At 57.9% G+C, this 14,705-nt stretch carries 13 protein-coding genes; 3 read left to right on the top strand and 10 right to left on the bottom strand.

Annotated features, from left to right (window positions below; all coding sequences use genetic code 11):
* Positions 1-275 precede the first annotated feature (275 nt).
* Complete coding sequence (locus HY010_15795) at positions 276-1,034, top strand: PASTA domain-containing protein (GenBank protein MBI3477196.1); 759 nt, start codon at positions 276-278, stop codon at positions 1,032-1,034.
* Positions 1,035-1,164: 130 nt separating this feature from the next.
* On the opposite strand, the gene rsmB is transcribed toward HY010_15795, so the two are convergent.
* The 4 genes from rsmB to aroC all read right to left on the bottom strand — a co-directional run bounded on the left by rsmB (position 1,165) and on the right by aroC (position 5,226).
* The gene (rsmB, locus tag HY010_15790; protein MBI3477195.1) at positions 1,165-2,505 is read right to left on the bottom strand and encodes a 16S rRNA (cytosine(967)-C(5))-methyltransferase RsmB; all 1,341 of its coding nucleotides are present in this window, start codon (positions 2,503-2,505) and stop codon (positions 1,165-1,167) included.
* 6 nt (positions 2,506-2,511) lie between these two features.
* On the bottom strand, positions 2,512-3,447 hold the full coding sequence (locus HY010_15785; protein MBI3477194.1) for a methionyl-tRNA formyltransferase: 936 nt from the start codon (positions 3,445-3,447) through the stop codon (positions 2,512-2,514).
* An 83-nt stretch (positions 3,448-3,530) separates the two neighbouring features.
* Positions 3,531-4,040 (bottom strand): peptide deformylase, encoded by a 510-nt coding sequence (gene def / locus HY010_15780; protein ID MBI3477193.1) that lies wholly within the window; start codon positions 4,038-4,040, stop codon positions 3,531-3,533.
* Positions 4,041-4,053: 13 nt separating this feature from the next.
* The gene (gene aroC / locus HY010_15775; protein ID MBI3477192.1) at positions 4,054-5,226 is read right to left on the bottom strand and encodes a chorismate synthase; all 1,173 of its coding nucleotides are present in this window, start codon (positions 5,224-5,226) and stop codon (positions 4,054-4,056) included.
* 228 nt (positions 5,227-5,454) lie between these two features.
* Between aroC and HY010_15770 the strand changes: the two genes are divergently transcribed.
* Positions 5,455-6,108: a response regulator transcription factor gene (locus HY010_15770; GenBank protein MBI3477191.1), complete on the top strand. Its 654-nt coding sequence runs from the start codon at positions 5,455-5,457 to the stop codon at positions 6,106-6,108.
* A 37-nt stretch (positions 6,109-6,145) separates the two neighbouring features.
* On the opposite strand, the gene HY010_15765 is transcribed toward HY010_15770, so the two are convergent.
* The 6 genes from HY010_15765 to HY010_15740 all read right to left on the bottom strand — a co-directional run bounded on the left by HY010_15765 (position 6,146) and on the right by HY010_15740 (position 12,431).
* Positions 6,146-6,835, bottom strand: a complete 690-nt coding sequence (locus tag HY010_15765; GenBank protein MBI3477190.1) for a haloacid dehalogenase type II — start codon at positions 6,833-6,835, stop codon at positions 6,146-6,148.
* An 81-nt stretch (positions 6,836-6,916) separates the two neighbouring features.
* Positions 6,917-7,627 (bottom strand): hypothetical protein, encoded by a 711-nt coding sequence (locus HY010_15760; GenBank protein MBI3477189.1) that lies wholly within the window; start codon positions 7,625-7,627, stop codon positions 6,917-6,919.
* Positions 7,628-7,717: 90 nt separating this feature from the next.
* On the bottom strand, positions 7,718-8,845 hold the full coding sequence (locus HY010_15755; protein MBI3477188.1) for an HD domain-containing protein: 1,128 nt from the start codon (positions 8,843-8,845) through the stop codon (positions 7,718-7,720).
* 57 nt (positions 8,846-8,902) lie between these two features.
* The gene (locus HY010_15750) at positions 8,903-10,036 is read right to left on the bottom strand and encodes a peptidylprolyl isomerase (protein ID MBI3477187.1); all 1,134 of its coding nucleotides are present in this window, start codon (positions 10,034-10,036) and stop codon (positions 8,903-8,905) included.
* Between the two features lie 113 nt (positions 10,037-10,149).
* Positions 10,150-10,905, bottom strand: coding sequence for a SpoIIE family protein phosphatase (locus tag HY010_15745; protein MBI3477186.1), 756 nt, complete (start codon positions 10,903-10,905; stop codon positions 10,150-10,152).
* On the bottom strand, positions 10,902-12,431 hold the full coding sequence (locus HY010_15740) for a DNA-3-methyladenine glycosylase 2 family protein (GenBank protein MBI3477185.1): 1,530 nt from the start codon (positions 12,429-12,431) through the stop codon (positions 10,902-10,904). The genes HY010_15745 and HY010_15740 overlap by 4 nt, the downstream gene beginning before the upstream one ends.
* 212 nt (positions 12,432-12,643) lie before the next feature.
* Here HY010_15740 and HY010_15735 point away from each other — a divergent pair, with 212 nt between their 5' ends.
* The gene (locus tag HY010_15735; GenBank protein MBI3477184.1) at positions 12,644-14,704 is read left to right on the top strand and encodes a M13 family metallopeptidase; all 2,061 of its coding nucleotides are present in this window, start codon (positions 12,644-12,646) and stop codon (positions 14,702-14,704) included.
* Position 14,705: the final 1 nt, after the last annotated feature.

Genomic DNA, 14,705 nt, shown 5'->3' with positions numbered 1-14,705 from the left:
CGAATCCGTTCCAGGAACGAGCGTCCGCGTACAAATTTCTGCCTTTTTCTGAACGAACCAATTGCTGAAACGCCTAAGGGAAGTGGTTCGAGGAATTCTTTGAAACCGGAGAACGCCCAAGGGAGTGGCGATACGGGCCGTTCAGCGCTTCAACCGCTTGCACAGGACTGTAGCGCTATTCGGACTGCAGGTCAATGCTGAATTACGAGAATTGATCTGTTATTCAGGGACCAGTGGCCCGTGGCGAACTCAGGCGCGAAGTATAATCCTCGGCAATGCGACAGTTCTTCCGCATGCTCCTCCTGGCGCTGGTACTACTCACCGTAGCCTTGGTGTCAGCATTGACCGCGATGCGGTTCGCAATTCATGGCCGCGAAGTCGCGATCCCTCCTTTGGTCGGCATGACTCCGCTTGAAGCCGAGCGCGCCGTCGCCGCCTCTGGACTCGATGTAGTGGTCGAGCGGCAGTTTTACAGTCCGGACATTCCCGAAGGAAGAATCATGTCCCAGGCGCCGATGGCTGGGGTGAAAGTGCGCCGGGGATGGGCCGTTCGCGTCGCCCAAAGCCTCGGTCCGCAGCGGGTAGCAATTCCGGATGTCACCAATCAGAGCGAACGTGTTGCGGAATTGAATGTGCGCCGCCGCGGGCTCGATCTGGGATCCGTTGCGCAGGTCAACCTTTCCGACGCGGCTGCCGACCAGGTTGTGTCGCAAAGCCCTCCCGCGAATGCGAAGGGAATCTCGGTGCCCAAGATCAGCCTGCTGGTCAGTCGCGGGCCGGAGCCCTCCGCGTTCGTGATGCCGAACTTCGTAGGTCAACCGCTCGGTAGCGTGATGCTGGCGCTTCAGGATGCCGGAGTCAAAGTTGGCAAGGTTAATCTTGCAGTGCCTGCACAGTCCCCCGACGCGCAATCCCCGCCCGTACTCCCCACTCCCGCGCCCCTGCCCGGAGCAGCAAGCATGATCGTGTCGCAGAGTCCCGCGCCGGGGCAGAAAGTTGTGGCGGGAAGTGCGGTCAACTTCGAAGTGAAGTAGTCGTGCTTTTCTAGCCTAACAACTGTCATCCTGAGCGAAGCGAAGGATCTAATTTCTTTCGCAGTGAGGAAAAGCAGGTCCTTCGCTTCGCTCAGGATGACATCTCATGTAGTTTGCTTGCGCTTCGCGCTTAGGTCGCGCGCCGCTCCATAACGGCAGCGAAGAAACCGTCGCACGGATGAGCACCAGAAACCGTTCTCAGGTAAGGGCCATGCAAGAGTGAATCGTAATTCTCCCAGACGAGTTCGCCGGAACGGTACAGTTCCTCCAAGTGTGCGCGGCAGTCGATCACAGTGAAACCACTTTCCTTCGCGAGCACAGTTTCCACGACCGCATCATTCTCTTCCCGCTCCAGCGAGCATGTGGAATAAAGCAGCCTCCCACCGGGAGCAAGCAGAGGCAGCGTGGATTGGAGGATCGCGATCTGACGCTTTTGCAGGTCGAGCAGGTCGTCCGCCGTGAGGCGCCACTTTATTTCCGGATTGCGCGCGAGCGTGCCAGTACCCGAGCATGGAACATCTGCAAGGATGCGATCGAATCCGGCCTTGAATGGCGGGTAATGAGCATCGCCGGCAAGCACGTGAACGCTGGACGATCCAATCCGTTCGCGCAACAGACGCGCTCGATGCGGATGAAGGTCAGCGGCGAATATCCGGGCGTGCGGATTCTGTTTCGCCAGCAGAGCGGTCTTGCTCCCAGGTGCAGCACAACAGTCCAGAATCTTCTGCCCGCGGCCGAGCAGCAAAGCGACCAGTTGCGACGCTTCGTCTTGAATGGAAACGCGGCCGTCACGATGGGCTTCTGTTTTGGTTACGTCGCCGGATTGAACGCGCCGTGCAGACCTCAGCAACAGACCCGGCGAAAGCTGTATGCCGGCTTGCACGAGTTCAGCGGCAGTTGCAGACTCCTGAACGTGAATGACCGTTGGGGGCACAGTCTGGTCATGACGGCAGATCTGGCGCGCAGTCGCCAGACTGAAACTTTCAATCCAGCGCGCGACCAGCCATTCGGGATGTGCGGACTCTGCAGCCAGCGACTGAGCACTTTCAGCGTTGCGGATTTCGGGAGCCGTGTCGACGCGAGGGCTAAGACTGGCCTTTCGAAGGACCGCGTTCACGAACGGCGCAGCTGAGCGCTTGCGAGCCGCTTTCACGATCTCCACGCTTTCAAAGATCGCAGCATGAGCGGGAATCCTCGACAAAAACTGCATCTGGTATATGCCGAGCCGAAGTGCGGTCAGAACTTCCAGGTCCAACCTCTGCAGCTCCTGCGATGATGCGGCGGCAATTTTCTGGTCAAGCAGGGAACGCCAACGCAACACACCCATCACCAGTTCGGTGGCGAGACCGTGATCGCCGGGCGAGAGCTTGGCATTGCGTTCCGAGTGCAGCAGTTCGGAAGCATAGGACTGGTCACGCTGCGCCCGCAGCAAAATCTCGAACGCAGCAGCGCGTGCTGGAGAAACCGGCATCAGAGCCTACTCTCCAAGCTTTTCGCCGTTTTGTGGACGATATCCGTTGATGAAATCTCGCGACGGCATACGACGCTTGCCTTCCGGCTGAAGTTCGATCAATTCGAGCACCGTCTTCCCGCTACAGCCAACCGACAGGTGCGTCGTCTCGAGCGAGAGTTCGCCTGGCGCCAATTCCTTCCCCTGCGCGGCAGGATCAGCTTGATGGATCTGCAGGTGGCGTCCACGAAAAAGAGTATCCGCTCCCGGCCAGGGTTGAAATCCTCGCAGACGATCGCAAATCTCCGCCGCAGTTCGATGGAAATCAATACGCCCGTCTTCTTTTTTCAAGATAGGGGCGAGCGTAGCTTTCGAATGATCCTGGGAGATGGCTTGAATTTTGCCATTCTCCAACCCACTCAGAGTTCGGACCATCAACTCGGCCCCGATCGCCGCCAGCTTCGGCGCAAGAGTTTCCGAGGTATCGTCGGGTGCGATGGCTAGTTCCTGCTGCATCAAGATGTCGCCCGTATCGAGGCCGGCATCGATTCGCATCGTGGTCACGCCCGTGACGGTTTCTCCTTGCGCGATCGCCCACTGGATAGGCGCCGCGCCACGATACTTCGGCAACAATGAGGCGTGCAGGTTAAGGTTTCCCAGGCGCGGGAGATCGATCATCCACTGCGGAATGATGCGGCCATATCCGACCACAATGATCGCGTCGGGATGGAGCGCCGCGAGTTGCGCGCGGAATTCTTCGTTGTTCTTGATCTTGTCGGGCTGGACGACCGGAAGCGCCAATCGAAGCGCCGATTCTTTCACTGGAGAAATCGCCAGTTCCATTCCACGTCCGCGCGGACGGTCCGGCTGCGTAACCACCAGCGGCACGGAATGCCCAGCTTCGACCAGCTTTTCAAGGGTCGGAACGGCGAAACGCGGGGTGCCGCAGAAAATCAAAAGCATAGGTGTCAGGCTAGGTGTCAGGTGTTAGGTCTCAGGTATTAGGAAACCTAAGACCTGACACCTGATACCTGATTCCTGCTTTTCTACCATTCTCCTGCTCTTACCAGTTTCTTGATCCGTCGTTTGATCAGGTCCCGTTTGAGCGCGCTGATATGCGAGATGTAGAGCTTGCCGTTCAGGTGATCAGTTTCGTGCAGAAAGGCGCGCGCCAGTAAGTCTTCTCCAGTGTGCTCGAAGAATTTGCCCGACAGATCCTGCGCCCGTACGGTCACAATTTTTGCGCGCGTCACATCCTCGCGAAATTCGGGAATACTCAGACAGCCTTCGCTTCCGCGCTGTCGGCCGTCTTTCTTGATGATTTCAGGATTGATCAAAACCAGCTTGGCGCGGGGATCTTCCTTGAACGTGACATCGACGACGGCCAGGCGTCTCGAAATGCCGATCTGCGGAGCGGCCAGGCCGACGCCTCGAGCGACGTACATGGATTCAAACATGTCCTCGACAAGCTTCTTGAGATCGTCGCCGAAGGTTGTGATCGTTTGTGCAGGCGTTTCCAGCACTGGATCGCCAAATTTTACGATGGGATAAATCATTTGGTTTTTGGTCTTAGTAATTTTTCAGCTGCTCAAGATAACCCTGATAGTTGCGCTTCGTCTCTCTCATCGAGTCGCCGCCGAATTTCTCGAGAGCGCAGCGGGCCAGCGTCAACGCAACCATCGCTTCGCCAGCCACGCCTGCGGCCGGCACCACACAAACGTCGGAGCGCTCGTAAGCCGCCTTCACTGGCTCGCGTGTCGCGAAGTCCACCGACTGAAGAGGCCGCCGCAATGTGGAGATCGGCTTCAGATAACCTCGCACGCGAATTTCCTGTCCGTTAGAAACGCCGCCCTCGATGCCGCCCGCATTGTTTCTTGTGCGCGTGAAGCCGCTCTGTCCAGATTCTTTCTGATATCCAATTTCGTCGTGCACCGAGGATCCAGGAGAATATGCCGCGTGAATTCCACTGCCGATCTCAACCGCTTTAACAGCCTGCAATGACATGACGGCCGATGCGAGCATGGCATCGAGGCGCTCGTCCCACTGCACGTATGTCCCAAGGCCGGCGGGAACGTTGTGCGCCACCACTTCAAACACGCCGCCCACCGAGTCACCGGTACGCAAGACTTTGTCGACTTCCTCTTTCATGCGCTGTTCCGCTTCGGGATCAGCGCAACTGAGCAGAATTTCTTCCTTGCGGGAAACTTTTTCGATTTCTTCCCATGCGATCTCACGATCGACGATCGAAGCGGCTCCAACCGCGATCACGTGGCTCAATACTTCAATACCCAGTTCTTTCAAGAAGAGTTTTGCCAGGGCACCAATCGCGACCCGGGCAGCAGACTCCCTTGCTGACGCGCGTTCCAGCACATAGCGCGCTTCGGAGAAATCGTATTTCAGAGCGCCCGCGAGGTCGGCGTGCCCGGGACGAGGCGACGCCACTCGTTTGTGTTTTTCCGGATCGCCAGTTTCAACCGGAAGAGACTCCTTCCAGTTTTGCCAGTCCCGGTTCTGCAGCGTCATCGAGATCGGCGAGCCGATCGTCTTGCCATGGCGGACACCCGAGAGAATGTGGGCGGTATCGCGTTCGATCTTCATGCGGCCGCCGCGGCCAAAGCCCTGCTGGCGGCGCCACAGTTCGCGATCGACAAATTCCTGGTCGATGGTCAGGCCGGCGGGCAGGCCGGAAATGAACGCGACCAGCGCCTCGCCGTGGGACTCTCCGGAAGTAAAGTAGCGCAACATGGGAACATGGCATTGTAAATGAAAGAAGAAAAATCGTAGTTTACCGGTTGATTTTGAGCAGTAGCCTGCCGGGAACGGGTACAATCAGGGCATACTTTTTGAGTGGAAGTAGTGCGGCGTCCTGCTTCCGGCTCCAGCGTGCTGCTTCGTCCGAATCTAGCCGCGAGGAGTATTTTGGTGTTCTCCCCGAAGTCCGAATCGTTCAGTTTCGACGGCAACAAACGCATTCGCTGCGTGCTTGCTGACGATCACACATTGCTGCGCGATGGCGTGCGCCGCCTGCTCGAAGAAGCTCCGGACTTCGCCGTGGTCGGCGAAGCGGCAGACGCCAGCGAGGCGCTCAAGCAGGTCATTGAACATCGCCCAGACATCGTTCTGCTCGATATCTCCATGCCTGGAATGTCTTCGTTCGAGGCGGCACGGCTGATTGAAGAACATTGCAAGGAGACTCGCATTGTCTTCCTGACCATGCATGAAGATCAGGAATACCTGACCCAGGCGCTGCGTGCGGGAGCCAGTGGATACCTGCTGAAAGACACTCCCGCGCCCATTCTGCTGCAGTCGCTGCGCACGGTGCATCGCGGCGAACGATCCTTGAGTCCCCGCATTCTGCGTCAGTTGCAGGAAGACGGCGAGACACGACACCCCGGCCGCGGACGACCCGACCGGACGACCCTAACTCCGCGAGAGCGTGAAGTGATGAAGTTACTGGCAGAAGGGCACACCGTAAAACAGGCCGCCGGACAACTCGGAGTCAGCGTCAAGACCGTCGAGGCCCACAAATTCAACCTCATGCGCAAACTCGACATTCACAACAAGGCGCAACTCGTAACGGTAGCGATCCGCAAGAAGATTGTCAGCGTACCGATCCCGATGTAGGCCACCTGCTGAGACCCTGCACGAATCTCTTAAACGGCTAGACGGCAAGTGCCGCGAAGGTAGCCATGTCCGGCACTTCCAGGTCCGGTTTCCCGTCCGCTGGAACAACCGCGCCTACACCTGGGCGCGCCGATCGCCGGTTTACCCAGACCGTACGAATGCCCAAGGACTGCGCGGGAATGACGTCGTGATAAATACTCTGCCCAACGTGGAGCAATTGAGCAGGCTGCATTCCTAGAGTCTGCAGGGCCAACTGAAAATTGTTGAGTGAGGGCTTGTAGCTGTGCGCCTGTTGCGCCGTGATCACAGCCGAAAACTCGATCCCCAGGCGCTTGCGGCTCTCGGCAAAAAGATCTTCGTCGATGTTGGAGATGATTGCCAGGCGGTAACGCTGCTGGAGCTTTTGAAGAGCAGCTACCGTGTCAGGAAAGGCCGGCCATTCCGGGATCGATTCGTGCAAGGATCGCAGTTCCCCTGCACTCGGATCAAAGCCGCAATGCTCACCGAATTGCCTGACTACGGACTCCAGAACCTTGCGATAGCTCTGATAGGCCCCACTCTCGGCCCGCGCTTCAAATTTTCCATAGAGTTCGAGGATCTCAGCGTCGGGCAGCGTTTGACCATGGGCAGCCAGTAGACGCCGCAATCCCGGCAGCAGGCCGGCCTCCCAGTCGATCAGCGTTCCGTAGCAATCAAACGTGATGGTAGTGAAGGAAGAGAATTCCATCGGGGATCTACGAGCAGAAATCCGTGACACAAAAAAGCAGAGACGCGGCCGTCCGCGTCTCTACCTTGCATGCAAAGTCGCCTACTTTACTTCGAGCGGAGCTTCGAGCTTGAAGCTCACTGCGGATTCCGCAGGCAGCACGACGTCCTTGTTGCCGGTAAATGCGGATCCCGCGCCACCAGCGCCTGCACCAGCCAAGGCTCCGATCGCGGCACCTTTGCCACCGCCCGCCAGGCCACCGATGAGCGCGCCTAAGCCGGCACCGCCGCCAGTCAGCACGGCTGTTCTTTTGCCTTTACCTTTTTCGGCACGAGTGACGGCCGAGGTATCGATGGCATGCTCCGACCCGTTGATGGTCACGGAGTTCAACTTGATCTGCAACACTGCTCCGCCTTTGAATCGGCCGAGCGGCTTCGCATCGGTGACCACGCCGCGAGCAGCGGCGCCGGCCGGGATAATCGTCTTTCCGCCAACTTCCACTGGAGTCGCCAGCGTGGCGCTGAAAGACTGACCTGACGTGCTGATCTTCGATCCAACGGCCTCACCGAGGCGCACGGTTAGCGTAGTGCCCGCAGGCACAACCACCGCTTCTGCTGCGGGGGCAGGCTTCGCCTCTCGAGCAGTATTCGACATACTTCCACCACCGCTGTTTCCGGATGTGCTGGACCCTGACGCTCCGGCCGGGGCATTCTGGTCAGCGGCCGATTCGTTGGCGGCGGGCTTGCTGGAGCAAGCGGCCCCTGCGAATAGAAGTGACGACGCGAGTATGGACAGGAAAATTCGGGAACGCATAAGACGCCTCCAAGTTGCAAAGTTCAGGAGCCCAAAATGTATCGGAAGTGGAGCGCGAGCGCAAATTGATCCACGCTCAACAATTTCAACCTAGGGTTTACCGGAGCGCACGGCGATCCCGGCCGGAGACGGTTCATCCTTCGATTCGCGCGATTCTCCGAAAAGATCAGCGAGTTGTCCCTGGAGTGAAGTGTCCGGGAGTACGGAGGTTGGAGCCGCCTGAATAACTGCCTCGGGCTGAGGGGCCGGCTTGCCACGCAGAAGCTTCGCGGAATTCAGCAGAGGCCGCCCCATGGACGAGTTGTAGCTTGTCCACGGACCTTCCAGTTCCGCTTCCCGCTCAAACTGCGCACGCATGGCTTCCATTTTCGAATCGAGGTCGTCGAGATAGTGCAGCATGAGTGCTTCCGGAAACATCGGCAGCTTGGGCGATCCGAAATCATATTGCCCGTGATGGCTGATGATGAGATGTTCGAGCAGCGTCTTGAGATCAGGCGGGAAATCCGGCAACAGCGCCAACTTGGATTGCAGCATTTCCAACTCGATGATCATGTGCCCCAGCAACTGGCCACGAGTGCTGTAGGAGAAGGAACGGTTGTATGTCAGTTCGTGGATCTTTCCAATGTCGTGCAGGAACGCTCCTGTGAGCAACAAGTCGCGATTGATCTGCGGATAATTTCGAGCGATCAGGTCACACGAGCGAAAAAGCGAGACGACGTGATCGAGCAATCCGCCAATGTAGGCATGATGCAGAGTCTTCGCGGCGGGCGCGATGCGATACCGCTCGGCGATTTCAGGATCGGCCAGGAACAATTCCACGAGCGACTTCAGGTGAGGATTTTCGAACGTCCCGATGAATTCAATCAGCGTCCGCCAGAGCTCGTCGATATTCTTCGAGGTCTTGGGAAGGTAATCGGAGAAATCCACTTCTCCATCTGTCATCCGGCGAAGTTTGTGGATGGTGAGCTGGAAGCGATTCTTGTATTTATTGATGAGTCCCTTGATTTTGAGAAAGTCGTCCTGCTCGAAGGCGTCGAGGAACTCCTCGACGTTGTCCCACATCTTGGCTTCGATCTGTCCGGTGCGGTCGCCCAGAGTGAGGGCTAGATATGGCTCGCCGGTTTTCTTGGGTTTCACTTGCTTCGAGACGACCACGAAGCTCGAAGTAATGACCTTGTTTTCCTGCTGGGAGCATTCGGAAATGAAGAACTCTTTCATGAGCCTCGTTCGCAATTTCGAGTTTCGGAATTCTCCCGCTCAACCGCTCAGCCTAACCTAAAATACGCCCAGCTTCTTCCTCTTTTTCAGGTTCTTGGCGTTGGCTTCCTTAGCGGTTGTTTCCACGGGTTTGGTCTGCTTGGCACTCGCGCCGGTGTCGATGTAGCCCGGCTTGATGTCAATGAAAGCTTCCTCTCGCAGCTTTGTAAGAAAGGTGCGCAGCGCAGGCTGAAGCCTCTGCATGTAAAGTGCGTCCTGGATACGAGGCTCCATTTCTTTCAGAGGAGGAACTCCTGCCATCTGGTGTTCGGTGACTTTCAGAATCACAAATCCCTGCTTGGTGGGAAGCACTTCCGTCATTTCGCCAGCCTTCAACGCGAAAACCTTGTCTTCCAGTTGCTTCGCAAGGACGCCCCGCTTGAAGTAGCTAAGATCGCCGCCCTGCGCTGCGGACGGGCCATCTGACTGTTTTTTGGCAAGATCTTCGAATTTCGCTCCTTTACGAATCTCATCCAGCAAGGCTTGCGCCTTTGCCTGCGCCGCAGCCAGAGCCGCATCGCTGTCAGCAGGCGCAGGGGCTAGGGGAGGCGCTGTGGTTGCTTCTGGCGTAGCGGCGGCGGGCGTCTTTGGCGAGATCAGAATCTCACTCAAGCGTATCTGCTCGGGCTGTTCCATTTCTGCCTGATGCTCTTCGTAGAATTTCTTGACGTCGTCTTTGTTCAGCGCCATGTGCCTGCCCACTTCCTGCCCGATCACTGCCTGCGTGACGATCTGGTTGCGGGTATTCTGCTTGAACTCCTCGTAGGAGATGCCCTGCGCCTCAGCCGCCTTTTCCAGTTCCTCCATAGTCGCGAGGTTCATCTGCTTACGCATTTCATCGAGGCGCTTGATGAGTTCGGTATCGCCAGTAATGCCGAGGTCTTTTCCCTTTTGCAGGAGCAGTTGCTGATCAATCAGATCTCGTAGAACGTCCCGCTGCTTTTCCGAGATAATCCGGTCAGCATTGGACGGGTTTTGTTGCTGTGCTTCCTGCTTCAGTTGCTCGCGGCTGTGGGCATACTCCGTGCGCGTGATGATCTCGTTATTGACGCGGGCAATAATTTCTTCGACGACGGTATCGGCGGGCGCGAACGTGGGAAGCAGGAGCGCGCCGGCAACGGCCACTAGCAAGGGGAGTCTCATCTTCTTCATGTTGGGGCTCATTGAACCTGGACAAACATTCGGATACGGATTGGATGCTATTTTACGCCGGGAAGGTGGCGGAGGCCAATGCCCAAGGACAGGTTTTCGGCCCGGCGCACTGCTTAGTTCGCTCGCCTCAAGCTCATCGCGGTGACGTCATTGTGTTTCGGCACACTGCAAAGGAATCCCTGGAGCTGCTCCAGAATGCCGCGAGACAGTTCGGTTGCCGACGGAGGCTTGCCCCCCATCACCAGTTTTACGCCATTCAGTCCGAATTCTTCTTGCGCGCACTGCGCTTCGACCACGCCGCGCGACACGATCGCCATGGCGCCCTCGGGTCCCAGGCCAACGATCCGCGCGTCTGTAGGCGCCAGGGAGAAAAGCCCCAGTGGCAGCCCGGTCGCCGGAAGTTCTTCGATACTCTCGTGATCGCATAACAACCCCGGTGTGTGGCCGGCGTTCACATAGCAGACGGTACCCAGTTCCTCGTTGTAGCAACCGGCAAATGCAGGACAACTCCGCACCCCGCCCGCAGCCCGCATGATCTCAAGATTCAGGCGGCGTGCCAGTTCCACCATGGCTTCCGCTTCGTTGAGTTCCGGATCGGAAAAAAGTTCGGCGCCCGACGCCCGAAAACAAGCCTGCGCCGCTGTCAAGATGGGACGACTATCGTCGCGCTTTCCTGCCAGATCGAGCAGTCCGAAGAGCGTCCGGTTCGGGCTGACGCGTGAAAATTCGTAGAAATCTCCGCCAGCTCGTCCCGAAAAATAAGCAACCGCCAGTTCGGCCCCATTCAGGTCCGGACTAGTCGCATGCACTAGCTGGGTCGGTTCCTTGGCCCCCGATCCGAATCCAAGTCTCGATAACAGGCTCTTCATGACCGGGCGAAAATATCACAGTTTGGTGGGGTGGGCAATTGCACGGGAGTGCGGCCATTTCCCGTACGAGCCGGTTTCACTGGATTCCCGCCGGGTTTCGTCGTACTCCAAAGATACATGCAAGCGTACGAACGCCATGGACGCCATGCTTCCGCTCGTTTTTCCAGTTCCCGCGCAGCCGTCAGTCCGAGTGCCCGGAGCAAGCCGAGGTCGCCGGTAGGAAACGCATCCGGATCTCCCAAGGCCCTCATCGCCACATATTGCGCGGTCCAACTGCCGATGCCCGGAATCTCAACCAGCCCCGACAAAAAGGCTTCGGTATCGTGGATCCGTTCAAACTGGATCTTTCCCTCGCATACCGCGCGGGCGAGAGAGCGAATCGTCTCGGCGCGCTTCAGAGTCAGGCCAACACTGGACAGCCTGGCGTCTGCGAGGACTTCGGGGCCCGGGAAGATGTGGGTTAGTCCGACTGGACCGGAGAACGGCTGGCCGTAACCCTTTGCGATCCGGCCTGCGAGCGTGGTCGCGCCCTTCACGGAGATTTGCTGGCCGAGGATCGCTCGGATCGTAAGTTCGAACCCGTTCCAGCAACCGGGCACTCGTAACCCCGGTTCCGTCCGAATCCGCACGCCCAGTTCGGAATCGGTTTGCAGGCCCTGCGCGATCGCCGCCCAATCCGCATTCAAATCGAAGATACGGCGGATTCGGTCGATGATCGGAAACAGGGAACGAGAATCGGCGATCTGGACACGCACCGCCAGGGAATCGTTCGCCTGATCCAACGAAACCTCGAAATGACCAGGACAGTCATTTACCGAAATCGAGCGACAGTAGCCGCGGGAGTCCACGACTTCCACGCTAGGGATGGCGCGGGCCGCGAGAAACGCGAGCATGTGCTGCCACTGATACGGCGGACGAAAACGAAGATTGAAGAGATATTGATTCTCTGGTTGAACTTCTTTCTGTCGTGCGAAACGCCGGATTTGAGTGGGCGTTCGCTGGTACGTTTTCCGGATGGCAGCATTGAATCTGCGCACGCATCCGAACCCCGCTGCAAGCGCGACGTCGTTCATCTGCAGCTGTGTTTCGTCGATGAGTTTCTTGGCGAAATGCAGCCGTCGAGTCTGTGCGACGGCGCTAGGCGGTGCGCCCAGGTGGCGCAGGAATAACCTCCGCAGGTGGCGCGTGCCGACTCCGAGGCGCTCGGCAAGGCCTTCCATACCCTCGTCGTCCAAGGCACTCTCTCCGATCAAGCGCAGCGCGCGCGAAACGGTATTCGAGGTACCTAGCCACGCCGGAGTACCCGGCGAACTTTCCGGACGGCAGCGCAGGCAAGGACGGAATCCGGCTTCCGCCGCAGCAGCAGCCGTGGAAAAATAGCGAACGTTTTTTTCTTTTACGGTAGGAACAGGACAAATCGACCGGCAATAAATCCTGGTGCTGCGCACACCGATGAAAAACTTACCGTCGAACCGGGGATCGCGCGACAGCCTCGCTCGGGAATAAACCTGCCAATCCGTTGTCATGATTCTTTGCTAACCCCCGGGCCGCGACCGCGCTCCCATGATAGACGACGATACCTCGACGCTGGCAGCCATTATGGACGTTTTCGGACATGGTTGCACGGGCTTGCCGCAATCAAGGAAAGAGGTCCGAAAACGTCCGATGTAGAAGCATTCGTTCCGTTATCGTCACCACACGCTTCGTGGGAATTGAACAGGACGCGCCCAACTTGCGAATGTTATCGAGGACTTCTATGCGACTTCCCCGCACTATTTCATTCCTTGCCATCTTGGCTTCGACGGCCCTGTTCATTGCGCCGGGCACATCCGCTGCACAAACCGTGAATGATGATGCGGTCGATCACTCCATCAAGCCGGGCGACGACTTCTACCAGTACGCCAACGGGAGTTGGCTCGCGAAAGTCACCGTGGCTCCCGGTCAAACGATCTACGACACGCGCACCGAGTTGCGGGAGAAAACGGGCCGCCGGGTTAGCGATCTCGTACAAGACGCGGCCGCATCCCATTCCGCGCAGGGCAGCGCCCGGCAAAAAGTTGGCGACTACTACGCCACCTTCATGGATGAAGAAGGAATCGAATCCAAGAAGCTCACGCCCCTGGCAGATGAACTGGCTCAGATTTCGGCAATCACGAATAAAGCGTCGCTTTCGGCCTATCTCGGCTCGACTTTAAATAGCGAGATGGACGGACTTACCACGAATGCCGATCACATTTTCGGCCTATGGATCAATCAGGGATTTGAAGACACGGACCACAACGTTGTGCACCTGTGGCAAGGCGGCTTGGGATTGCCGGATCGCGATCACTATCTCGATCCGTCGCAAAAGATGGCTGACCTGCGCAGCCATTATCAGGCGCACATCGCGGCCGTTCTGAAACTCGCAGGCGTGACCGACGCAGATCCCAAGGCGGCGCGCATCCTGTCGTTGGAGACAAAAATCGCGCAAGCCTTCGCACCGGACTCTGACGCCGCCGACGTCTTCAAGCAGAACAATCCGTGGAAGCTGGCCGACTTCCCGGTCAAGGCTCCGGGCCTGGATTGGAACGCCTACTTCAAGTCGGCTGGACTCGCGGATCAGGCCGACTTCCTCGTGTGGCAGCCCTCGGCGGTGACGGGCGTTTCCGCGCTGGTGGAAAGCGAAAGCATCGATCTATGGAAGGACTATCTCCGGTTTCATCTGATCGAGCACTACGCCGATGTCTTGCCCAAAGCCGTGCGCTCCGAACATTTCGCTTTTTACGGCACGACGCTATCGGGGGCGCAGTCGGCGCCAGACCGCAGCAAGTTGGCGATCTCCGCCACGAACGGCGCACTCGGCCAGGCGGTCGGCCAGCTCTATGCCCAGCGTTATTTTCCGCCTGAGGCGAAAGCCAGAGCGCAAGCCATGGCGGGCGACCTGATCTCAGCATTTCGCGCTCGCATTGCCAATCTCAAGTGGATGTCCGCTCCCACAAAGGAAAAGGCGTTAGCGAAACTGGCCGCGTTTGAGATTCTCATCGGCTACCCCGACACATGGATTGACTATTCGTCACTCAATATCGTGCGAGGCGACGCCTTAGGGAACATTCGCAGAGCGGAAGCCTTCCTTCGATCGCGCAACCTGGCCAAGCTAAAGCAACCGGTCGATCCGATCGAGTGGCCGATGAATGTGCAAGTACCTGGCGCGGTGATCATGTTCAGCCCTAATGCCGAATTTTTCTCGGCGGGCATTTTGCAACCGCCATATTTCGATAGCGAGGGTGACGCCGCCTCCAACTACGGATCCGCCGGCGCCGGCATGGCCCACGAAATCGGCCACAGCTTCGACGAGCTTGGAAATATCTACGACGCACACGGGCGGCTTGGCGCCTGGTGGACGCCCGAAGATCGCGATGCGTACCACGCTGAGGCTGCGAAAGTGGCAGCGCAATTTAGCGGGTACTGCCCGATGGCTGATCTCTGCCTCAACGGCAAACAAGTCCTGACGGAAAATATCGCAGACCTCGCGGGACTACTGGTCGCACATGACGCGTACATCTTGTCGCTGAAAGGCAAGCCCGATGTCGTAATCAGTGGAATGACCGGTGAACAGCGCTTCTTTCTTGCGTTCGCCCACCGGTGGCGCAAACTCCAGGACGAATCCGCTTTACGCCAGCAGGTTGCGACAGACAGCCACTCGCCGGGAAAATATCGCAGCGCTACCGTGCGCAATGTCGATGAATGGTATAAGGCATTCGACATCGTGCCCAGTGACAAGCTATATCTGAAGCCGGAAGATCGGATCCGAATCTGGTGAC

It is taken from the genome of Acidobacteriota bacterium (assembly GCA_016196065.1).
Classification (GTDB): Bacteria; Acidobacteriota; Terriglobia; order Terriglobales; family Acidobacteriaceae; genus Acidiflorens.
This window is presented reverse-complemented; position numbering and strand designations above follow the sequence as displayed.